Origin of the sequence: Scytonema sp. PRP1, assembly GCF_036697665.2 — a bacterium.
Classification (GTDB): Bacteria; Cyanobacteriota; Cyanobacteriia; order Cyanobacteriales; family Nostocaceae; genus Kalymmatonema; species Kalymmatonema gypsitolerans.
In genome coordinates, this window is sequence record NZ_JBAHYJ020000123.1 from 21,132 (window position 1) to 43,507 (window position 22,376).

A 22,376-nucleotide genomic window follows, 5' to 3' on the forward strand; every position below is an offset into this window, starting at 1 on the left:
TATACACTATGGCAGGAAAATAAGGTATTGAATTATGGTTCTGGTTGATTTGTACTCGATTCATTAGCAGCATGGAATTGATTCAGCAAAGCCTGGATAATGACTTGTGGATCTTCAGTCTCAATTCCCATTTGCTCAGAAATCTGGTTGCGTAAGTTCTCATCTTCCTGCAGTAGCACAAGCAACTGATCTAACGTGATCGTTTGGTATTCTCCTTCTGGAAGGTTTTCTCCTTCTGGAAGGTTTTCTACTTGCATCACTTCGGCTTCCTCATTGAGAGTTTGTGTGGTTGCAGGGATTTGCTTTCCTGCATCTGGTCCCTCATATTCCCATATTGACTCGCCGCCTGTGCGCCTTAACAATTGCATCCCAATATCATAGGCAACGTCTCCAACTTCTCCAACCTCCAACTCACCTAGTTGTACCATTCGGGAGGCTAATTCATTATTGGGTGTAGGTGCTGCTAGCAATCTTTCGCCAAAACGCTGCAACCACTCCACCCAACGTTGAGTTGAAACACGATGTTCAATATTATCCAGCCATTTCTGCGCCCATACTTGCCCTCGTGCCTGATGCACGCCTTCTAATAGTTCTGTAAACAGAAATTCCAGATCCGTATCGGTAAGGGGTGGAGGCGGTTCTTTTTGAACATTTGCCCCTGATTTGGCTAGAGTTTGGTTTTTGCCAAACAAGCGTTGAAAAAACTTTTTGAGCCATTGAATTAACCGCTTGAGCATCTCCCGCACCCGTAAGTGTTGGTGTTTACCATAAGATTGTAGCGGTGTCTTACGCGTCTGGGCACTGCACCATTGCGCTACTGAATTAAATAAGATGTACTAAATAAGATGTACACATGGGAACTTTTCTGTCAATAGTAGGACATAAATCTTTGCATAAAGAGAAAGATATCTTTAAACCATACACTATTTCTTTATGGTAAATTTGTACTATAAAAAGACAATAATCAATGTCTAAAGTGACTGTGTGTGTTTAAAATGGTTTCATCCCAAATTCGGTTGGGTGCTAGTTATTAACCCTCAGAGGGATTGACATTTCAAATCCATGTCTTACGAACCCCTGCACCACAAGTATCGCCCAAAGAATTTTGCTGAACTAGTGGGGCAAGAGGCGATCGCTACCACCCTGACCAATGCTATCCGTGCTGCCAAAATAGCCCCTGCATACCTGTTCACTGGTCCTAGAGGTACGGGCAAAACCTCCAGCGCCCGTATTTTGGCAAAATCGCTTAATTGTGTTAATCATGAGAAACCTACGCCTCAACCCTGCGGCATATGTGATGTATGTCAGGGAATTACCAAAGGCTATTCTTTAGATGTTATTGAAATTGACGCCGCAAGTAACACTGGTGTCGATAATATTCGCGAGATTATAGAAAGAGCGCAATATGCCCCGATTCAGTGTCGGTATAAGGTTTATGTTATTGATGAATGCCATATGCTCAGTACCGCAGCATTCAACGCGCTACTGAAGACACTCGAAGAACCACCGAAACACGTTGTCTTTGTACTGGCGACGACTGACCCGCAACGAGTCTTACCTACTATTATTTCCCGCTGTCAACGCTTCGACTTTCGCCGAATAGATTTAGAAGCGATGGCGAAGCATTTAAGTTATATCGCTTACAAAGAAAATATTAGTATTACTCCAGAATCGATCACGCTGATAGCGCAAATTGCTCAAGGCGGATTACGCGATGCAGAAAGTCTCCTTGACCAGTTAAGTTTATTGTCAGGTGAAGTCACACCAGATAAAGTTTGGGATTTGGTCGGTTCGGTAAGCGAACGCGATTTGCTTTTTTTGTTAAATGCGATCGCCTCTGACAACCCCGAAGCTGTTCTAGACTGCACTCGGAAAATTCTGGATTCCGGTCGCGAACCTCTGATTATTCTCCAGAATTTCGCTGGATTTTACCGAGATTTACTCATCGCTAAAACTGCGTCTCGTCGCAACGATTTGGTTGCTTGTACTCCTCAAACTTGGCAAGCGCTGATAGATTTTGCCCAAGAGTTTGACATAAGTACAATTTTGGCAGGACAGCAACACCTGCGAACCGCTGAAGTGCAACTGAAAAACACCACACAACCTCGTTTGTGGTTAGAGGTTACATTGCTGGGATTGTTACCCTCAGCAAATATCCCTGTTCAGCAAAACGGTAGAGGCGCAGTTTTCACACCCAGAGTTTCACCGCCTCCAATTGCACCAGCTGTAGTCCAAGGTGAACAAACACCAGTTGTAAGCCGCGAGACACCTTCCGTATCAGCACCAGAAAACAACCTGAGAACAACTGAATTCGTTTCAAAAACTGTAGAAGTAGAAGAAGTAAAAAACCACCAAACACATAACTCATCACAAACTCCCTCATCTCCCTCATCTCCCCCTAAAGTAGAAGCCGTATCGTCTGTATCGCAAACACACGAAGTTAGTGAGGTAACACAATTTGACTTAACCCAAGTTTGGCAGCAAGTGCTTGCCAATCTCCAGCCGATTTCCAGGCGAGAATTACTGCGCCAAATGTGCCATCTTATAGAATTTGATGGTGCTGTAGCCCGTGTTGCCATTAAACAAGCATGGTATAAAAAAGTCCAATCAGACCAACCTAAAATTGCCGCAGCGTTTAAGGAAACTTTCAAATGTGACGTCAAAATAAACCTGGAATTCGCAACCGCATCAACTTCTATCCCTGCGAAGACTTCTCCTGCTCAAAACAAGCCTGTCACTCCTGCAAGTTACGAACCTCCTCGTCCGCCTTCTCCTGAAGTTCCTAAATCAAGGGAAACACCTCCGACAACAACTTCAAATCCGACGAATAATGGTACGGTACCTACTTCAGACGCCAGCAATCGCAGTGCTACACCTTCCCCACCTCAACCTCAAACTTCCACAGAACATTGGGAAGTTGATGAAGTCGCAGCCGCAGCTCAACGTTTGGCACAATTCTTCGATGGAGAAATCATCCGATTTACAGATGACACAGAACGACCAAACTTAACAAACATCTCTGAGTGGGAAGATGATTCAGGGGCTGAAGATGAATTTTGAACAAAATAAAAGAGAGAAGATAAAAAAATCTGCTCTCTTCATTCTTCTCTCTTCATTTTTTATTCTTTACCTTGATGGACAGTTTTGACCCATTTCAGGCGCTTTGGTCGCAGTGACATTCGGGCTGTGGTGCTACTGATGACCACAATCCAGTGGAACATATATAAAGCGCCACGCAAAGTCTGAAGCAGCAGCACAAGATAAGTGGACAGTTTGAATTCCTTTTGTTGACCTATGCGCCGCAGACCTGCAAACATCCCCGCCATTGATACCGTCACCGTCAAGCCAGTTAATGGGCTTAAAATTGGTGGACGATGTCGCGCGATCGCCATCAATAAATCTGGCACTGCCGCTGTGGGTAAAATGTACTGGAGCAGGATAAAAAATACGAATAAATTCCAGGTTTTGCGCGTCCCCATGCGGTTTTTGAGAATCAGATCCCAGTAATCTAAATACCGCTGATATCCGCCTTCTGCCCAACGGCTGCGCTGATGCCAGAGGGCGATCGCATTTGTCACGCCTTCTTCCTCTACCACTGGGTTGAACACGCACTCAATATCCCACTTATCTAGATGCAAGCGCAATGTCAGGTCTAAATCATCGGTAATTGTTTCCTCATTCCAGCCGCCGCAACGCAACAGCGCTTCTCGCCTGACAAATTGACCGTTACCCCGCAGTTCGCCAATACCGCCTGCTGCTGTCCTTTGATGCTGCAGAAAAGTATCGACTGCCATTTCTGCGGCTTGACCTTTTGTCCAGAAATTTTCGTTGGCGTTGGCGATCGCCTTTCGCACTTGTACTGCGCCCACATTTTCCCGTTGAAACAACGGTATGACACGCATTAGCAAGTCCGATGACACCTGGGCATCGGCATCAAATACCGCCAAAATCTCCCCTTTTGTCAGCCCTAGCACCTGATTCAACGCTCCTGATTTTCCTCCGCCTGCTTCTGGCTTTCGCCGCAGTATTTTCAGTTTGTCGTATTCCTGCGCTAGTTCTGCCAACAATTGGGGCGTCCTGTCGGTGCTGTTATCATCAATCACCCATACTTCATATTGTCCTTCTGGGTATTCCAGATTACAAAGGTTCTTGACTAATCTACCAATGACTGCCTCTTCATTTTTAGCTGCCACCAACACTGATACAGATGGCAAATCTCCTTGGATTTGCTCGCTCATACCTTTTGGTCGGGCAAATACGACCACTAGGACGTGAATTCCTATGATGGTCGTTAGCCCTAGTATGAACAGAGCTCCCCAAGAAACTAAATGCAGTGCGATTGTGCCACTCCAGACTATTGTCAAAACTAGAGCGGCTTTGCGTCTACGACCTTGAAAGCGGGATGGAAGAGACACACTTGTGAATGTCTCCTCCTCTAACTCCTCTTCTGAGTCCTCTTCTGACACAGAGAGTTCAGAAAATAACGAGTTGAGCGGATCAAGCTCGTTGTAAGAATCGTTGTCGGGCCAGGAATTCGCTGGCATAGGTTACCTGATTCAACCACCAGTATTTGTCTACACCCATAAAGAAGCTGGGTATTAAGTAACACCAAACAGTGCAACCTTCACATACCTTGAGTTTACCTTGAGATTGGCGGTATTTGTCTACCTCCTCAGACTCACGATAAAGCTCGTACAGTCGCCCATTAATGGGAATTCCCGTTTGGGCGAAGTGGTAGCAAGGTAGCAGCAGCTCGTCGTTGGGAGAAATAGCAATAACGGCATCTACCGCCTTACAACGGGGATTCTTAGTATTATTTCCCCCAGCTTCAATAAAAGCGAGTGCAGCCCTATTGTACCCGAGATTGTTATATTTCTTTGCAGCTGTTTCAATTGCTGCTACCATTTCCGCCGTGGGATTCTTATTCGAGTTGTAGTGTTCGTGTGCTGTAAAGGCTGGGTTGAGCCAAACCCGAACACCGAGTTTTTTGCCTAATTCTCCCACTTCGTCAATGCGCTCGTAATTCTGGGCGGTGACAGTGTGATTAAGAACTGGGTATTGTCCCAGAGACTTGGCGATCGCCACCGACTCTACCAATGTGTCAAAAATTTTTACTCCTCGCGACTGATCATGAATTTCTGCATCTCCACCATCCAAAGAGAAATTCAAATAGTCTACTAATCCCTGAATTTCTTTGGCTTTCTTGGGATACAGAATTGTGTTCGTCGTCATGCTGGTGATAAAACCCTGACGTTTCGCCTCCGTATAAATTTCCCCTACATCATGCCGCAGCAGCGGTTCACCACCTGTAAAGTCCACATACTTGACTCCCAAGCGGCGTAGATCCTCTAAATTATGCTTAATTGTCTGATAATCAGCTTCTTTTCCCGGCTCTAATGACCAAATGTTACAAAAATGGCATCTGGCATTACAGCGGTAAGTCAAGTAGTAGTTTGCGACCAGTGGAGCCATAGCGTAAAACCACCTAAGTTTCCTTAAGACATCTTGAAACGGAGTTCACAAAGAGTCAACCAATTACTGCCTCACCATTGCGTCTACGTTAAATTAAGTATTCTACCCTGCGGGAAAGCAAGAGCGGCGAACGTGCGGGAAAGGAGTAGTCATGAGTTGTTCTGCTATATAAAACCTAGACAAATCTAGACATTTACTTCTTACGTCACGGGGAGCATGGGAGCGGTTATCCCTCAGTAAGCATTCACGCCAAAGCCCTGCGCGATAAATTGATTGCGGCGTTTAAATCCCTATCCATTACGTGTCCACAATGTTCACATGAGTAGACACGTTCACTTAACAACAGAGATTTTTTCTTACAACCACAATTACTACAGGTTTTAGAAGACGGATACCATCTATCTGCTAAAACTAGCTTGCTTCCAAACTTTTTGCACTTATATTCAAGCTGCCGCTTAAATTCATAGAATCCGCAATCAGCTATGGATTGAGCAAGCTTATGGTTCTGCATCATGCCCGAAACATTCAAGTCCTCAATTACTATCACAGCGTGGTTTTTGCATAAGTAATTGGTGACTTTATGGAGCGAATCCTTACGAATATTTGAAACGCGGTTATGATGCAATGCTTGCTTAATTTTTGACTTGTGGCGATTGCTGCTACCTTTGACTTTTCGTGCTAAAGATTTAGACAATCGCTTTAATTTTTGGATACTTTTCTTGTATGCCTTGGGATTGGAAAATACAACACCAGTACTAAGCGTAGCCAGTTCTTTTATCCCTAAATCAACGCCTACAACTTCAACAGATTTTGGTGTAGTTTCGGTTACAACACGGTGTGCAAACGCGATATACCAATCATTCGCTATCCGAGATATTGTTAACTTGGTGGTCGTTGTATGTGGCAATCCTTCATAAGTTTTGACCCAGCCAATAGTGGGTAGTTTAATCCGTAAGCCACCCACAGGTATGGGTTTTCCGCTAGCGTCTATAGTAAAAGAATCGTTTCGACCTTTCTTTTTAAGCTTCGGATATTCGCCTAGTCCTTTAAAGAATCGGTCAAAAGCTGCACTCAACTGGTCGAAAGCGTATTGAGTTATTTTCTGACAAATACCTTTTTCTCTAATCCATCCCAACTGAGTCTTGACTGAGTTGTTGAAGAACTTCTTGAGCAGGTATTTATTAGGCTTGTATCCATCTTGATATAAGTTTTTCCAGGTTGCTAATCCCCAGTTATAAGTAAAGCGTGCTATACCTGCGTGCTTGTTCATTACGGTTTTCTGTTCAACCGTTAGTTTTAACTTAGTCTTGATGGATAAAAGCACATCGACCTCAATACTTGTGTTATACCTATCAGTATACCAATAAACAGGATACCGTCAATGACTTTTCAAAAGAAACATAAGTTAGGTGCACTTCCTTTTAATGAGGAGCCTTTCGACAAATCGCCCCTATGCCTGAAAGTACGCGAAGGTGTTAAAGAGAAACTAAAAGCCGTCCCTAACTGGCAGGAACGACTAAGAAATCTTATTGATGAATTGATTGAAAATACGGGGGATGGTTGTCGGTAAATGACTAGTTTTGTCTATGATTATGATGTCTTGAGACAAACTCCCTATCGCTGTGTCCCCTTGTCTCCCTATCTACCGCAACAGATGTGTAAACAGAAATTTTTTTGGGAATACTATTGACATCCTCTAAGGTACCTAGTTGTTAACTTACCTAAGGAATGTTTAAAGATGACTTTAGAGCAGCTCCAACCCGCTAGTCAACAACAAGCAAGCGTCTACTTGCCTTATATTCAGGCTAGCAAACGTAATTTCTTGCCTTATGCAATTAGTCTCAATCAAAAGGGCGCTTTGGAGGGACACCGCAAGATAGAAGGCAGTGATAATATTCCTTTTGTCGCGACTTGGAATGTTGCAACTCTACCCTCAGACTTAACTCGTTGCCGAATGCAGTTTGATGGCAACGCGGAGTTAAGCTATGAAGTGATGATGGCAAGCTTTGAGTTTATTAATTTTTTAATCGAACTGATAGAAAATTATAAACGTTACCGCGTAAGCGATTTTTCCCAAGCGTTTTACCGCAAGCTACTGCGTATCGAGGATTGAATTGTACGTTTTCGCAACATAACTACATAAATTCTTGGTTATGGCTGTGCTATACCACTAGAAAATAACTTTTTTTGAACCATCAACACTCCTTGCAAGTTGAGCAATCATTCTTATCGTCCTTATCGTCAAGTTGGTTTACAACTTCAATTACATAGTTCGACCTAAAATGAGTAGAACCTAGCTGAATTGTAAAAAGCTATCAGCTTGCTTTGGTTGCTGGTGCCTTACCGGCGTCTACAGCTAAAATCAACAAAAGTGCTGAAAGCTACTTGACTTTTGAAATTAGGAGTGCATGTGTGCCAAAATCTGCTAAATACTTATTAATTGGATCTACGCAGGCTTACTGCGGGAAATCTGCAACAGTCCTAGGTTTGTCTTATCAACTACAGCGCAAAGGGCTGGATATTAGTTATGGCAAACCGCTAGGCACATGTTTGAGCCAATCAGAGGGAACCGTGGTTGAGGAGGATGTTCAGTTCATTACTGATAGCCTCAAGCTGTCAAAAAACCGTATTGCACCGACAATGCTGGCTTTGAATGAAGTCACTGTGGAAAAACGTTTGCGCGGGGAGAATAAGATAGATTATCAAAAGTCCCTAGCGCAGCAATATTCGCAAATGGTTTTCGGCGACTTAGTGTTGCTTGAGGGTCCTGGTAATTTGGAAGAAGGCAGCTTGTTTAATTTGTCTGTGCTAGAAGTAGCCCAAGTGCTGGATGCTGCTATGCTTTTGGTAGCCCGGTACAATTCGCTGCTTTCAGTTGAAGCTTTATTGTCTGCGAAACAGCGTATCGGCGATCGCTTGGTTGGTGTTGTGATCAACGACATTCCTGCACAACAGTTACAAGCTGTCAACACCACTATCCGTCCGTTTCTGGAACAGCATGGTGTTCCCGTACTGGGAATGTTACCAAAAAGTCTTTTGCTGTGTAGTGTCAGCGTTGGGGAACTGGCAAAACAGCTCAATGCAGAAGTTCTTTGCTGCAATGAGCGCTTGGATTTGATGGTGGAAAGCTTGGCAATTGGCGCGATGAATGTCAACGCCGCAGTGAAGTATTTTGGGATGCGCCGAAATATGGCAGTGGTGACAGGGGGCGATCGCGTAGAAATTCAACAAGCTGCTTTGGAAACTTCTACCCAATGTCTAATTCTCACCGGACAATTGCCTCCCCCGCCTTTCATTCTCAATCGTGCTGAAGAACTAGAAATCCCAATTTTATCAGTTGACTTGGATACCCTAACAACTGTGGAAATTATTGACCGCACTTTTGGGACAGTTCGTGTCAACGAACCCATTAAAGTCGAGTGCATCCGCCATCTCATGGCTGAACATTTTGATGTTGACCGCTTGCTTGCTTTACTGGATTTACGTCCAGCAGCCGCACTCTCTTAAAAACCCTTAATACCCAGTTTGACCCACTGATGAAGATGGAGAGTAGGGGCACAGCGCTACCGTGTAGTGCCCTTACAAATCATCTGTCACACATTTCATTTGCGTAAGATACAGCTTAACCATTTTGAATTTTGAATTGGTTATGATCTGCAGAATTTTTTTTCCTCGGATGTAGTGGTATTCCGTTAGGTAATAGTGGTTCTGGAATTTGCCGATTTTGGTGAGCAGGTGAAGGATGAAGCACTTTGGTGAAGTGACCCTCACTCTCCATGCGGCGCTGAACTTCTATGGCATCAGGTAAGGTTGTGTGTTCTTGCTTCCAGTGAACGACTGTGGCTTCATCACACCAACGTGGAAGGTACTGCATGGCTTGGCGGTGTGCGCCAGAACTGCGGTACTGTCGCATTGCTGACTCATCCTCCCAAAGACTAACAGTCCAAGCGCCTCCCTGCTGATCTGATGTGAGTTTACCACTCAAAAACCCAACAGTATTCATGATTTGCCATGACGAGAGAGCTGTGTGCCACAAAAAGGCTGGAAAATAACGAGGCGACTTGAGATGCAAGCGTGTCACTGAAACTAATACCATTTGATCGTTCTCCTTGTTGTTTAGAGTTTTAAGTCTCAAGTGCTGAGTCGTGAATAATTTCTACTAAGCATTTAGCTCGCCTGTCAGCACCCCTGTGCCAACTTGGGAGAGGGGACGGGGAGTCTTTGATATGCAACTTATTGCTATGCAAATAATTGCTTATAAACTTAGTTTATTCAAAAAGTTGCATAAGACAACAAGGATTTTTATGGCTTTAGCTCACGCGATATTGGTATCTCTTGTTGAGCGTCCCTATAGTGGATATGATTTAGCCAAGCAATTTGACGGTTCAGTCGGCTTTTTCTGGTCAGCCAGTCACCAGCAGATTTACCGCGAGTTATCTAAACTCGAAGCACAAGGCTGGATTGCTTCCGAGACAATTCCTCAAGAAGGACGCCCAGATAAGAAGCTTTACCAGGTTACAGAACAAGGAAACCAGCAGCTTTTAGAGTGGATCGCACAACCCTCTGAACCCATGCCGATAAAAGACGATTTACTGGTTAAAATTTTTGGCGGTTACGTTGCTCAAAACCAGATAATCCTGGAAGAGCTAGAGCGTCATCGTCAGGCGCACCAAGAAAAATTGTCTACATACAAAGCTTTAGAGCGACGATACTTCCAAAATCCTCAACAACTAGCAGAACAAGCCAAGTTTCAGTACCTGACTCTGCTGAATGGTATAAGTTATGAAACACATTGGATTGCTTGGTGTGAGCAAGCAATCCAGCTATTGAGTTGAACTGGGGACTGGGGATTTGGGACGGCGATTCAAACCCCGCCCAAATCCTGTAAGAACATCTTCCCAGTCGCCAGTACCGAGTACCCAGTCCCATGCATCTCTACTCAAGGATAAATAGCTTACAGGGAACTCCCCCTTTGTCTGTTACAATAGCTAGGTTGTTTAATCTGATTTTGTCCGTCTTTGAGCCAGTCAACAGACCTTATCAACGTCGATTCATTAGCGCAAGAACTGGCGACAATCCAGCAAACGGGTTCCAAGCGAATCGCGTTGCTGGGTTCACGTCATGTCCCGATTACCCATCAGAATCTCATCGAGATGATGACCTATGCCCTGGTTTTATCAGGCAATCGGCTTATCACCTCTGGTGCTGCGGGTACAAATTCAGCTGCCATTAAGGGAGCAATGCGGGCTGATCCCAATTTGTTGACGGTGATTCTACCTCAAAGCTTAGAACGCCAGCCTCATGAATCGCGCCAGCAACTAGAACAGGTAATGCATCTGGTGGAAAATCCTAATAATGACCATCTGTCCCTTGCTGAAGCTAGTTACTTGTGCAATAAAGAGATTGTCTCGCGCTGTCAGCAACTGATATGCTTTGCGTTTCACGAAAGTGGCATTCTGCTGCGAACTTGTAAAGATGCAGAAGAACAAAGAAAGGTGGTGACATTATTCTACTTTGATTAATCATTTGTCATTTGTCCTTTGTTTTTTGTGTATTGTGTTTGACTAGTGACTAATGATTATTTTTTTGTACTCTATTGCTGCTGCTGTCGTACTGATTTACCTGCCGTTTCTGGTAGTAGGTTATGCTCGTGCCCGTGTTGGGTACGATATGTCTGCTCCCCGTGCCATGTTTGATAAACTACCAGCATACGCTCAACGAGCGACTTGGGCACACCAAAACTCGTTTGAAGCGTTTATGATTTTTGCCGCAGCAGCATTGATGGCATATGTGACGGGTGTTAATTCTCCCCTAGCTATTGGGGCGGTCATCGCTTTTCTCGTGGCTAGGTTGCTATACTCGATTTTTTATATATTGAATATACCCGTTTTACGCTCGCTCATGTTTGCCGTAGGCTCCCTTGGCTATGCCGTGCTTATAGTCCTCAGTATTATTCAAGCAACTAGCTAATTGGAAAGTGAGGACTAGTTAGTAGTTAGTAGTTAGTAGTTAGTGGTTAGTAGTTTATTGGTTAATAAAAAATTCCATAACCACTAACTACTAGTCATTACTAATTACCAATCCAAAATCCAAAATTTAAAATCCGAAATGGTTTATGGCTTCTACCTATTCCTTTGACATTGTAAGCGACTTTGATAGACAAGAATTGGTCAACGCCGTTGACCAAACTGTGCGAGATATTAAAAGTCGCTACGACCTCAAAGATACTCAAACAACTGTTGAGTTAGGTGAACAAAGTATTACCGTGAACACTGACAGCGAGTTCACTTTAGAATCCGTACACAATATACTGCGCGAGAAAGCTGCAAAGCGGAATCTCTCGCAAAAAATCTTTGATTTTGGCAAAGTAGAATCTTCTAGTGGTAACCGGGTTCGTCAAGAAATCAAACTTCAAAAAGGCATAAGTCAAGAAATTGCCAAGCAAATTTCCAAGTTGATTCGCGACGAATTCAAGAAGGCGCAAGCTTCGATCCAAGGGGATGCAGTGCGTGTGAGCGCTAAAAATAAAGATGACTTGCAAGCTGTTATTCAACGGCTGAAGCAAGAAGATTTGCCTGTTGCTTTGCAATTTACAAATTATCGTTAGTCATTAGTCATCCTCTAGGATAAATGACTAATGGCTATTCGTTTGAAATGAGTGAAATTAATTTGTAGGGCTGGCATCTTGCTAGCCCTACTTCATAACAAAACAAATACAGCATTAGCCAAATAATGGGTTATGCTTTCTAATCAATTAACCGCGTGCTCCGATAGTCTTTTGGAAAGCTGGACGCTCAGACACCTGCTTAATGTAGTTCAATACAGCTGGGTAGGGGCTGAGGTCTAACTTGAGCATGATAGGAATGTAAGATAGAACGGAACCTACAGCCACGTCAGCAACTGTGAATTCTTCGCCTAATAAGAAAGGTTGACGCCCAAAAATTTCATTTAAAGCAGTCATCAAGAGGGGCAATTCTCGCTCCCGGCTTGCTTCTGCAAAAATTCCTGGTCCGAGGGTTGCATTGGCAAACAACACCCATTGACCTAATTCAGCCCGTTTCTCTGGGGAGGACGTAACTTTGCCATACTTCTCGGCAAGATACAGCAAAATTGCCCCCGATTCCCAAAGCTGGAAATCACCATCAACGATCGCCGGAACTTTTCCTATTGGGTTAATTGCCAAGTACTCAGGCTGACGGTGTTCACCCGCCTGCATATCCAGTTTGACAAATTCGTAAGCAATTCCCAGTTCCTCTAGATACCACTGGACTATTGATGCGCGACTACGTACACCGCCGTAAAGTTTCAACATACTGAGTCAATTGGTGATAAAAAACAGTTAACAGTTACCAGTAATTATATGGTATTTTTTTTAGACATATAAATCAGAACTGATAACTGATGATAGATTAAAGAACTTTATGAGTATGGGAATGCTGTTTAACGTTGTCTTCCTTTGTGACAACTCGTGAAATATTTAGCACTCGCTTCCGTTCCGTAGAATATTTAAACTCAGTATAAGTTGCGCCCAGAGGAATCAGAGATTTAGCAGCTTCACGACGTTTGTAAGTGCGAGCAGCGGCGATCGCCCGTTCCACAAAATCATCACAAAACTGAGCCGTTTGCGGAAAACCAGCCGGAATTTGAAGTTTCTCTTCCTCCAGTACAGAACCCAAAGTTGTGGCACAAGCGAACTGAAAGGAGGTAGGAATACCTTTAACCAGCGTTTCCAAAGACGCAGAGGGAATAGGTTCTATAACTTCGACTTGATGAACTTCTCCGTCGTCTTTGACAAAGCAAGTCGCTAAGCCGATGACGATGTAGTCGTCGGCTGCTAAATCAGGAGCATTGGGATAAGAAGTGACACTTGCCATAAGAAAAATTTCTCAAAACTTCAAAAAAATAGAATTCAGAATTCCGAAAGTCTTCACAATATCTTTATTTTTCTCTGTTCTGACACCTGAATTCTGACTTCTTTGACAACAAGGGCTTTTTGGCATTCTATCAACTTGTAGCTCACACTACTTGAATACTCTATGAGATTGATATTTGCTATTTCTGGAATTCGACTTGGGGAAGACGTATCAATTATTAGATTGAAGCATCTATTGGGTATAGTGTGCCTTCATCTGGTGGAACTGAAAGTGCTATATGACTTTTGTAGACATAAATCACAAATTACCTTTGGTTGCATTTAGCTGCAATGCTTATGCCTAACTACTCATAGCCACCTTAACAAGTGACACAGTTAGAAAACCACAAGAACGGGGAACCCTATAAGTTGATCTCACAGAGCAAGCAGCTCAGGTAGGAATATATGAACAGTCACTCATTTTTACCCTTTGGTGACAAGCAGAATCACCGCAACCCATTTGCCTTGAAAAATACAAGTGTACTACAACAGCAAGAGGCTAACGGTAGCAGCAAACCTGCTTTGGGAGACAGCTACTTGCGCTCTCGTGCTCTAACAAAGGCTCAGCAAGGAAACTACATTGAGGCGATCGCATTATTGAGCCAATTAATTCATCGTCATCCCCACAATGCTATTGATTACAACAATCGAGGGCTAATTTATTTTCAAAGTGGCGAAACGCAAAAAGCATTTTGCGACTATAACACAGCGTTGGAACTAAATCCGAAATTAGCCAGTGCCTATAACAATCGAGCGAACTACTATGCAGCGTGTGGAGAATTGGTAGCAGCGATCGCTGATTATGATCGGGCGTTAGATTTCAATCCTAGCCACGTTAGGGCATGGATTAACCGAGGCATTACCTTACGCGACTTGGGGCAATACGAGGAGGCAATTGAGAATTTCGAGGTGGCTCTGCTTTTTGGTCAATTAGAGGGGCATATCATAGCAGAACGAGGTAGAACTTATCATATTTGGGGGGATTGGAATTGCGCGATCGCTGATTATCGTCGCGCCTTAACTCAACTGCCTTCTGTTGCCTTTAACAGCGAGGATCCAGGCTTGCGCTTGCGTTTACAAGTTGAGAATTGGTTAGATGAATTGCTGCGTCCCCAGCATCTTAATTGGTAGATTTTGCACTCATTGCCATATGCATGGCCTATCCATGAAATGCAAAGTCAGAAACATCCTGATAACCATCAATGGCTAATAGATGATAACTACATAGCTCCTAAAAACTGAGCTACTAGCTATTCACTATTAGCTATTATCTTTGTTGCCATCTCCCCAATTTATTTATGGGGTAATAACTAGGCAATAAGGAATTAGTTTTATTGTGCTTGTTCAACTTCTGTGGCATCCTTTGGGAACACGATCTGACGCTGGTTAGGGTCAAATCGATAGCCCTGTTCTTGCATAATCATCTTAGCTTGGCGCGGATCAAAGCTACGGCTAAATTCTGCGTGCAACTTATACACACGTTCTTCCATTTGCTTGACATCAATGCTGATCGCTCGTAACTTATCTTGCTGTGACCAATGCTCAGGCAAAAGTTGTATCAGAGCGGATATTGCTGCTGTTGAAATAACAAGATTAACCGCTATTTTTGCCGTAGTTTCCACTGCCATTACTTGATAAGAGCGTTGGCGAAGACGCCGCTTTGGTCGAGGGGTGACTCGGCGCTGTTGTATAGGTTGTAGCGGGGGTCTAGAGGGTTGAAAGGCGTTCATAGTGATAAAAAGAACCTCGCACTTATGAGCGGACGCACCACAAAAAGCGTAGCTGCACTAATTGTGGTTTTATTTAGCTGTCATATTACTTCATTTTTTCCCACTTGGCACACTGAGATTCTTTGTTAAAAAAATAAACCTGGCATGAGTACGTGTGCGGTTTCCAACAAATTACGACAGCAAGCCGCAAGCGTCTTTTGAACTGCACCCCGTACTACCAGGTTTATTAGCTCTTCGAGGTGTTACGAATTGTAAAGTTCTGTTGCCAAACGCCAAGCAAGAATGCCTGGAATCAGCGCCACAACAAGAGCGATGTACACTTGAGTATCTGAGATCGAAGTTGTCACCTGAGCGAGGTACAGAGTATCTAGCATTGGCATGATTTGAAACCTCCCAATATCAACAGATTTTGAATAGCTCGTTTACTACTTTTCCTTGTTTTGCCAAGATTGGGGAATAGGTTGTTACAAGATGCAACAATTGCTGATCATAAGTTATGAGTTATTAGAAAAATTTATAAAAATATGGATTGTTATTTGGGCATAGACTTTGGCACATCAGGTGCAAGGGGTGTGGTGATTGACGAGCAAGCTTGTATTCAAGCCCAAGCGCGTTATTCCTTTGAAATGTCAGAAGTTTCGGACTTAGCAAGTTGTTGGAAAACAGCATTGTTTAGCTTGCTTGAGCAAATTCCTCAACAATTGCGGGGCAAAATGAGGGCGATCGCAATCAACGGCACGTCTTCCACTGTCTTACTATGCGATGATGCTGGTAAACCTGTGGATGTACCACTGCTGTACAACGATGCACGAGGAGCGGCAGTGATAGAGCAGTTGAGAAGCATAGCGCCTCCAAATCATACAGTATTAAGCGCAACCTCTAGTCTCGCTAAACTTCTGTGGATGTCGCAATTACCATCTTTTGCTGAAGCCCGATATTTTCTGCATCAAGCTGACTGGCTGGCATTTCTCCTACATGGACAATTAGGTATTAGTGATTACCACAATGCTTTAAAACTGGGTTATGACGTAGAAAAATTCACATACCCAGAGTGGTTAGAAAAGATGCAAGTAAGAATTCATCTACCTAAAGTAGTAACTCCTGGAATTCCTATTGCTGGATTACGCCCTGAGATTGCGTCTCAGTTCGGTTTGCATCGAGATTGCTATGTATGTGCTGGAACAACTGATAGTATTGCAGCTTTTCTCGCCAGTGGTGCCCAATTCCCTGGTGAAGCAGTAACTTCCCTTGGTTCAACGCTGGTGCTGAAACTGTTGAGTCGCACCCGTGTAGAAGATGCGAAATACGGGATTTACAGCCACCGCCTTCCCCCCCTTAACAAGGGGGGGACAGAGGGGGGTTATGGCTGACTGGGGGTGCTTCCAATACTGGAGGTGCTGTGCTAGGGCAATTTTTCACTCATGCTGAGTTAGAAAGCTTGAGTCGTGACATTGATGGGTCAAAAGTTAGCAAGTTGGATTATTATCCGTTGTTAAAGCCTGGGGAACGCTTTCCGATTAATGACGCAAATCTACCGCCGCGATTGGAACCGCGTCCAGCTAGTAACGCGGAATTTTTGCATGGGTTGCTCGAAAGCATTGCTCGGATAGAAGCACGAGGATATGAATTGTTACAGGAATTCGGAGCCGATCGATTAACCCGCGTCTATACTGCTGGTGGTGGTGCGGCGAATCCTACTTGGACGGCGATAAGAGAACGTCTTTTGCAGGTTCCTGTGGTGCAGCCTCTGAATACAGAGGCGGCGTATGGGACGGCGTTGTTGGCGATGAGAGGGGTAGGAGAATTGAACCGCCAAGACGAGCCAGCGCGAATGACGGCTTTCCCTCCGCAGGCGACTGGCGTCGCCAAGGACGCAGAGGAGTAGGATTAGAGAGGAGAGAAAGAAGAATGACTCTACTTTTCCCCTTGTCTGTTTGTCCCTAATCTCCCAATACGGTTCAGTTAGTGGTGTTTAGTTTTGTTAAGATCCCCCAACCCCCTTAAAAAGGGGGCTTAGTTCCCTCCTTTTTAAGGAGGGCTAGGGAGGATCAATCCTTAACTGAACTGTATTACCTAATCTCCCTGATGAATCTTTTGATAAACCAAATCCCGCAGGATATTGGCTTTTTGATTTGTAATGGATGAGTGTAGACTTTGCAGAGTCATCCGCACCAGCAGATTCTTTTGATGGGGTTGGATACCCAAGCGTTGAATCGCCTGTTGTGGAAGTTGATGATATTGGCTTTCGCTTAGGATATCTACTGACTCTAGTAGTTCAGCGTCATCTCCTAACACTTCTACTATTTGTTCACAGATATCCTCTAACTCGGTATTTATTCCAGTGACAATCGACATATCCCGGTTAATGCTGGGTTGATTTGAGACTGGAATGTACGGTTCTAGATGAGTCATCTGCGCCGCAATTTTGGGATTGGTGCTTCGCAGCAAGCGAATATCATCAATTCTCTTAACTAGCATCACCAAACGGTCTAATCCCCAACCAGATGCCAAACCCGTGTAACCTGGTTTTAATAAACCAGGATGAGCTTCGCCACATTCTCCCACTTCAATCCATTTGCCATCCACTAAAACCTCAATTTCTAAACCGTTGCAGGTATAAGGGTGTGAGGTTTCATTCAGGCGATAGGATACACCAGGAAGAATTGCATGGATGATGGTTTTGATGAATTTAACCAAAGCTTCTCTACGGAGATGCTGATGTTCGCTCATCAGCCATATGTCCATTTGGTGGGGTTCACCTACATGGCGTTTATCCACCACATCCCGGCGATAGCAAATACCGGGGTGGACGATCAGTTGTTCTCCCTGCAACTTAGGGAGTAAATCTGGCATGATAGCGGTGGTGTGAGTTCTGAGTAGTTTACCGTCGCTGAGGTAGCGGGTGTATTTTGGCGATCGCGACAAACTATCTGAAGGGAAATACAGTTTGTCGAAGTTGTTTGCGACTGTGGTGATAGGGGAAGAACGCCAAATTGTTGGTTCTGGATATCCGGAAGCTTGAAGATCCTCGGCTATTTTGTAGACGATAAGATTTATGGCGTGAATGCCATTAGCCGGGTTCGTCAAGTCCGGTTTTAGAAGTCCCGATGGTTCATTTTTTGCCTCTCTTTGTTTGTGGTAATTTTATATTACTATTGTAGTACATGGAGATGATAGCGCAATCTCGTTAGGGTTAACTACAGTTCCCTGACTACAATTTCGGATAATTTCGCGCTCTACGCTCTAGGCGCAAAGATAAACTTGGTGTCTTTGCCTAAAAAATATCACCGCGAGTATGGAGGGTACGATTTGTTATTGAGTATGCACTTCACCTTGTTGATTCACCTGATTGGGTGATTATGGGTGTTTAATAAACCGCACGCCTTCGCAGAGAACACAGAGGAAAGAGAAGTTTAACAGAGGGGGAGGAGGTTTTTTAAGAAAGTCTCACCTGCGCTATCAAGGTTATCATCTAGGGAAAAGATGAGGCTGCGGATTCGGATGTCGTCACTTTTAACATCCAAAGGCTGTGTAAGGTATTTTGGGTATATCAAAATGGCTTGGTTACATTTTGTAGTTGTGGCGTAGCTTACCATTTGATGAATGTCAGCATCTGCCGCTTTATCAGGAGCTTTATACTTGGTATCCAACACTGCTAATGTTTTGCTAGTAGCAGCATCGCACAGTAGTAGGTCGATAGAAAACCGTCGATTCTGACCTATTTCTACCTGATGTTGCTGCTTGAAAAAATAGCCTTTTGGCGCGTTTTGCTTCAGCCATTCTGCAACGAAACTTTCATACAGCTTTGCCATATCGAGGAGAAAGGGTAGCATTGTGCGATCGCCCCTTTCATAACTTGGTGCAGTGTTGTCTAAGAAAAATCGGCAGAGATTATGTAATAATCGATAATCTTCATTCAAGCGGTTGTACTGTCGCCCGATACAATCTTGTGATCTACACGGTTGCAGGGTTACTAATCCTTGTAAAGCGTGATAAGCTTTTCGTACCGTTGGAGATACTCGTTCTGAACACAAACCACTGCGACCAATAATAAAAAGTGTCCAGGCTAAAATTTGATTTTCTTTAATATCAGCCGTATGTTCTTCGTAATGGCATTTAAGTTTAATATTCCACGGGTTTTGAATAGCCTGTCGCACATCTAACCTTCCCCGTACATAGCTTAGTTGCTCTGTTTTAGGTAAGTATGTACGATATAAACCTTTTCGACAACGTTCTAGAATTCGCTGGGCTAAGACATAAGCCAGATGGCTGTAAAATTCCTCTAGAGATTCGCAATCCATCAGCCCTTCCAGAAAGCGGAAACTCTTTAGAGTGTATGCATATTCCAGCATTCCAAAGAGGTTTTTGATAGGCACTTTGGGGTTGAGTTTTAAACCAATTCCAGTGCTTAAAGGAATGTAACCTACCCATCCATTAGATTTGAGTTGCCATTTATTACCTGTTTTATAGGTAGGGAAATCTATATTTACTTGGTTTTTATATTTTTTAAATAACTCTATTCCTACTCCTTCTGGTATCTCATCAGAATGAAATGACTGTGTTGCATATTCAGTCAGTTCAAAAATTCTTGGTTGTCCTGACTTCATAGTGATAACTGTTGCTTGACTTTCTCCCAGCGAAACTCATTAACTTTTTCTAGCTGGTTAAAGAAGAATTCTTCTAAATAAGGCTCAATTTCCATACACCAAATATCTTCAATATCTTTACTTAAATTATCTGTTAAGAAAAATGAAATACCGATTTCATAGTTTTTGTCATTGATTGTCTGATTCAAGCGCTGTAAAGTTTGAATCAATCCGTCTACCACCAAACCAGTTTTCTGGTGATAGCGTCGCAGCAAATCATAGTTTGGGCGGAGTTCAATAAATGCGAAGCGGCGGCGTAGTGCATAATCTACTAAAGCAATTGACCTATCTGCTGTGTTCATCGTGCCAATGATACGAACGTTGGCGGGAATGCGAAATTTGTTACCGCCCGCTAGAGGAATTTCTTTGTCGCGGTACTCGAACAGATACATTAGTTCACCAAAAACTTGAGCTAAATTTGCACGGTTGATTTCGTCAATTATTAAAACGCAAATACCTTGACGATTTTCTGCCTCTTTACAGAATTGTACAAAGCGACCTGGAACCAGTGAGTATGACAAATTTCCATCTTCATTTTGGGGACGTATGCCTTGAATGAAGTCTTCATAAGAGTATGCTGGGTGAAATTGCACTAGTTCAGAAAAGCCATTACCGCCGCCGATTAAGTGTTGGGCAAGTTTTTCTGCAATGAATGTTTTTCCAGTACCAGGGGAGCCGTATAATATTGCTTGTCCTTTGCGATTAATTGAGTGTATCCAGCTTTCTAGTTCTGTTACGTTAAAGCTAGTTTCATCAGCACATTTGTATAGGGTGTATATAGGTTGAATATTCAAGTATTTATAAATAATCGCCATTGGCTCATTGGAGGTAGCTAACAAAACTAATGGAAATAATTGTTTAAATGTTTCCGCAATTTTATAACTCAATTCTTCTGTCGAATTTTGCAAAACTTCATGTTTTGATATATGTACAGCTGCATACATATGACCCATGTCTGGGTGTGTTAGCCATTTTTGCAATGTATATTCTGAGTTAAACTCTTCAGAAAACGATTCATGGTCTTGAAACCAGCAGCCGTAAACTATGTTTTTTTCAGATATTATTTTACCAAGTAAATATTCCAGTTCATTTTGATAATCTTGACAATTTCTAAAAAATAAAATGCGGTTATCAATACTGTTATCATCAATATAAAAACCAAACCTTAGCTGCTCTTGATGTAGTTGTATAAATAATTGAGGGCTAGGTAAACTCCCTGAGCCTTTAAAATAAAAAAAGTGATCAAAATAAACCAAACATTCATCATCATCGTCGTCGTCAACATTTAAATAATTAATTCCATTTAATACACCTTTTTCTAAAAATGCGATTATTTGCTCTGGTAGTTGAGTATATACCTGCTGAGAAAGCTGCTGAAATGGCATTTCCAGATATTCTTGTAGCTCTGTATCTTCAGGGTAAAAATAATTCACAGAAGAATTAGCCAATTGCTCAATGATTGCAAAGGATATTGTTCTGAAAGGACATTTAGGATTAACAAAAATTTTCATTTTTTATAAAAACAATCAAATTTATAACTACCTTTATAGAGAACAATAAAAGATAAAATCATTGTGAAAAGTTTGCTAAAATGTGCAACGCAAACAACCCAGCACCATAAGCAGGTTCATGTCGAGGAAAAATCACTTTTGCTGAAGGAAACAATGTGAAAATAGATGTGGAAAATTTCTCACGAATTCTCGATTTTCCTTGCCACACACTTCCAGTGGTGACGACTTGAAAACGTTCGCTATTGCTAAAAATTGCCTCAATAACTGTAGCAGTGGCTTTGATCAACTCTTTTACAGCATCATCAATAATTATATGAGCTACTTTATCTCCACAAGCTGCGGCGTTATCAACAATAGGAGCCAAAGCAGCTATCTCTTTAACACCCCATCCTCGCCGATATATGATTTCTATTAAACCTTCTATAGTTGCAAGACCAAGATGCTGTTTGAATTCCTCAACAAGACTCGTTGACATCTCGCGTCCATCATAAGCTTTTAATGCTGCTTGCATACCAGCTACAGCAATTTTATAGGCGCTTCCTTCATCTCCTAAAATATAGCCCCAACCGCCAACTCGCTTGGTATCTCCATTCTGATTTCGCCCAAAAACTATAGAACCAGTACCTGCTGCAACCACAATTCCAACAGGATAACCAACTCCCCCTACCAAAGCAATCAAAGCATCATTACAAATGACGATATTAGATGCTGGTAATTGCCAAGTTATAGGAAGCAAACTGCTATTTTGTAAATTTTGCACTATACCTTTTACAACTTCGATATCCTCTGGACGACCTACACCTGCTAACCCTAAGCAAATGGCTTCAATCTTAATATTATTTGTAAACTTTAGCGCCTCAACTGCAGCAGCATAAATTGCAGATTCAATTGACTTTAGCGCTGCTTGTGTGCCTATACTCTGATAATTAGATGCCCCTGCTTCAGCACGACCTAGCACTTTACCTGTATCATTCATCAAGATACAAACTGTCTTGCTTCCACCGCCATCAATTCCTAAAACGTAGCTCATACTATTTTGGATTTTGGATTTTGAACCGCAGATGGACGCCGAAGTAGATGGACGCAGATAATTTTCTTTTCTATC

The 22,376-nt window shown here is 42.9% G+C and carries 22 protein-coding genes and 1 pseudogene; 10 read left to right on the forward strand and 13 right to left on the reverse strand.

The window, feature by feature from the left end; all coding sequences use genetic code 11:
- Positions 1-32: 32 nt before the first annotated feature.
- Entirely contained in the window at positions 33-737 is a 705-nt protein-coding gene (locus tag V5G28_RS32375; protein ID WP_332991435.1) for a hypothetical protein, read from the reverse strand.
- Between the two features lie 325 nt (positions 738-1,062).
- Here V5G28_RS32375 and V5G28_RS32380 point away from each other — a divergent pair, with 325 nt between their 5' ends.
- A complete protein-coding gene (locus tag V5G28_RS32380; protein ID WP_332991437.1) occupies positions 1,063-3,060 on the forward strand; it encodes a DNA polymerase III subunit gamma/tau in 1,998 nt (665 codons plus the stop codon).
- A gap of 59 nt (positions 3,061-3,119) precedes the next feature.
- Here the strand turns inward: V5G28_RS32380 and V5G28_RS32385 are convergent, their stop codons facing one another.
- The 3 genes from V5G28_RS32385 to V5G28_RS32395 form a co-directional block, all read right to left on the reverse strand.
- Positions 3,120-4,544, reverse strand: a complete 1,425-nt coding sequence (locus V5G28_RS32385; RefSeq protein ID WP_332991439.1) for a glycosyltransferase — start codon at positions 4,542-4,544, stop codon at positions 3,120-3,122.
- Positions 4,498-5,472, reverse strand: coding sequence for a radical SAM protein (locus tag V5G28_RS32390; RefSeq protein WP_332991441.1), 975 nt, complete (start codon positions 5,470-5,472; stop codon positions 4,498-4,500). The genes V5G28_RS32385 and V5G28_RS32390 overlap by 47 nt, the downstream gene beginning before the upstream one ends.
- A 244-nt stretch (positions 5,473-5,716) precedes the next feature.
- Positions 5,717-6,796 carry an RNA-guided endonuclease InsQ/TnpB family protein gene (locus V5G28_RS32395; RefSeq protein ID WP_332991444.1) on the reverse strand — a complete coding sequence of 360 codons (1,080 nt, stop codon included), beginning with the start codon at positions 6,794-6,796 and terminating at the stop codon, positions 5,717-5,719.
- A 57-nt stretch (positions 6,797-6,853) separates the two neighbouring features.
- Here V5G28_RS32395 and V5G28_RS32400 point away from each other — a divergent pair, with 57 nt between their 5' ends.
- The 3 genes from V5G28_RS32400 to V5G28_RS32410 all read left to right on the forward strand — a co-directional run bounded on the left by V5G28_RS32400 (position 6,854) and on the right by V5G28_RS32410 (position 8,979).
- Positions 6,854-7,042: a hypothetical protein gene (locus V5G28_RS32400; protein WP_332991446.1), complete on the forward strand. Its 189-nt coding sequence runs from the start codon at positions 6,854-6,856 to the stop codon at positions 7,040-7,042.
- Between the two features lie 168 nt (positions 7,043-7,210).
- Positions 7,211-7,585, forward strand: coding sequence for a type IV pilus biogenesis protein EbsA (ebsA, locus tag V5G28_RS32405; protein WP_332991448.1), 375 nt, complete (start codon positions 7,211-7,213; stop codon positions 7,583-7,585).
- Between the two features lie 299 nt (positions 7,586-7,884).
- Entirely contained in the window at positions 7,885-8,979 is a 1,095-nt protein-coding gene (locus V5G28_RS32410; protein ID WP_332991450.1) for a phosphotransacetylase family protein, read from the forward strand.
- A 115-nt stretch (positions 8,980-9,094) separates the two neighbouring features.
- Here V5G28_RS32410 and V5G28_RS32415 read toward each other — a convergent pair whose 3' ends face one another.
- Positions 9,095-9,568 carry a hypothetical protein gene (locus V5G28_RS32415; RefSeq protein ID WP_096565024.1) on the reverse strand — a complete coding sequence of 158 codons (474 nt, stop codon included), beginning with the start codon at positions 9,566-9,568 and terminating at the stop codon, positions 9,095-9,097.
- 208 nt (positions 9,569-9,776) lie between these two features.
- On the opposite strand from V5G28_RS32415, the gene V5G28_RS32420 reads away from it, so the two are divergent.
- The 4 genes from V5G28_RS32420 (at position 9,777) to V5G28_RS32435 (ending at position 12,079) form a co-directional block, all read left to right on the forward strand.
- A complete protein-coding gene (locus tag V5G28_RS32420) occupies positions 9,777-10,307 on the forward strand; it encodes a PadR family transcriptional regulator (RefSeq protein WP_332991453.1) in 531 nt (176 codons plus the stop codon).
- 183 nt (positions 10,308-10,490) lie between these two features.
- On the forward strand, positions 10,491-10,994 hold the full coding sequence (locus V5G28_RS32425; protein WP_041034015.1) for a hypothetical protein: 504 nt from the start codon (positions 10,491-10,493) through the stop codon (positions 10,992-10,994).
- A 52-nt stretch (positions 10,995-11,046) separates the two neighbouring features.
- Positions 11,047-11,442 carry an MAPEG family protein gene (locus tag V5G28_RS32430; RefSeq protein WP_096565028.1) on the forward strand — a complete coding sequence of 132 codons (396 nt, stop codon included), beginning with the start codon at positions 11,047-11,049 and terminating at the stop codon, positions 11,440-11,442.
- A gap of 145 nt (positions 11,443-11,587) precedes the next feature.
- Positions 11,588-12,079 (forward strand): YajQ family cyclic di-GMP-binding protein, encoded by a 492-nt coding sequence (locus V5G28_RS32435; protein ID WP_096565030.1) that lies wholly within the window; start codon positions 11,588-11,590, stop codon positions 12,077-12,079.
- Between the two features lie 147 nt (positions 12,080-12,226).
- On the opposite strand, the gene V5G28_RS32440 is transcribed toward V5G28_RS32435, so the two are convergent.
- Together V5G28_RS32440 and V5G28_RS32445 are read right to left on the reverse strand one after the other, a co-directional pair.
- Entirely contained in the window at positions 12,227-12,784 is a 558-nt protein-coding gene (locus V5G28_RS32440) for a glutathione S-transferase family protein (RefSeq protein WP_332991458.1), read from the reverse strand.
- Positions 12,785-12,881: 97 nt separating this feature from the next.
- The gene (locus V5G28_RS32445) at positions 12,882-13,346 is read right to left on the reverse strand and encodes a hypothetical protein (RefSeq protein WP_332991460.1); all 465 of its coding nucleotides are present in this window, start codon (positions 13,344-13,346) and stop codon (positions 12,882-12,884) included.
- Positions 13,347-13,789: 443 nt separating this feature from the next.
- Here V5G28_RS32445 and V5G28_RS32450 point away from each other — a divergent pair, with 443 nt between their 5' ends.
- On the forward strand, positions 13,790-14,515 hold the full coding sequence (locus V5G28_RS32450) for a tetratricopeptide repeat protein (protein WP_332991462.1): 726 nt from the start codon (positions 13,790-13,792) through the stop codon (positions 14,513-14,515).
- A gap of 200 nt (positions 14,516-14,715) precedes the next feature.
- Here the strand turns inward: V5G28_RS32450 and V5G28_RS32455 are convergent, their stop codons facing one another.
- Positions 14,716-15,114, reverse strand: a complete 399-nt coding sequence (locus V5G28_RS32455; RefSeq protein WP_332991465.1) for a hypothetical protein — start codon at positions 15,112-15,114, stop codon at positions 14,716-14,718.
- Between the two features lie 242 nt (positions 15,115-15,356).
- A complete protein-coding gene (gene psaM, locus V5G28_RS32460) occupies positions 15,357-15,449 on the reverse strand; it encodes a photosystem I reaction center subunit XII (RefSeq protein ID WP_332991711.1) in 93 nt (30 codons plus the stop codon).
- Positions 15,450-15,638: 189 nt separating this feature from the next.
- On the opposite strand from psaM, the pseudogene V5G28_RS32465 reads away from it, so the two are divergent.
- A pseudogene (locus tag V5G28_RS32465) lies at positions 15,639-16,999 on the forward strand (FGGY-family carbohydrate kinase).
- A 188-nt stretch (positions 17,000-17,187) separates the two neighbouring features.
- Here the strand turns inward: V5G28_RS32465 and srmL are convergent.
- The 4 genes from srmL to V5G28_RS32485 form a co-directional block, all read right to left on the reverse strand.
- Positions 17,188-18,201: a PheS-related mystery ligase SrmL gene (gene srmL, locus V5G28_RS32470; protein ID WP_332991469.1), complete on the reverse strand. Its 1,014-nt coding sequence runs from the start codon at positions 18,199-18,201 to the stop codon at positions 17,188-17,190.
- A 326-nt stretch (positions 18,202-18,527) separates the two neighbouring features.
- Complete coding sequence (locus V5G28_RS32475) at positions 18,528-19,721, reverse strand: McrC family protein (protein WP_332991471.1); 1,194 nt, start codon at positions 19,719-19,721, stop codon at positions 18,528-18,530.
- Positions 19,718-21,271 carry an McrB family protein gene (locus tag V5G28_RS32480; protein ID WP_332991473.1) on the reverse strand — a complete coding sequence of 518 codons (1,554 nt, stop codon included), beginning with the start codon at positions 21,269-21,271 and terminating at the stop codon, positions 19,718-19,720. The genes V5G28_RS32475 and V5G28_RS32480 overlap by 4 nt, the downstream gene beginning before the upstream one ends.
- 58 nt (positions 21,272-21,329) lie before the next feature.
- Positions 21,330-22,301, reverse strand: a complete 972-nt coding sequence (locus V5G28_RS32485) for an N-acetylglucosamine kinase (protein ID WP_332991713.1) — start codon at positions 22,299-22,301, stop codon at positions 21,330-21,332.
- Positions 22,302-22,376 lie beyond the last annotated feature (75 nt).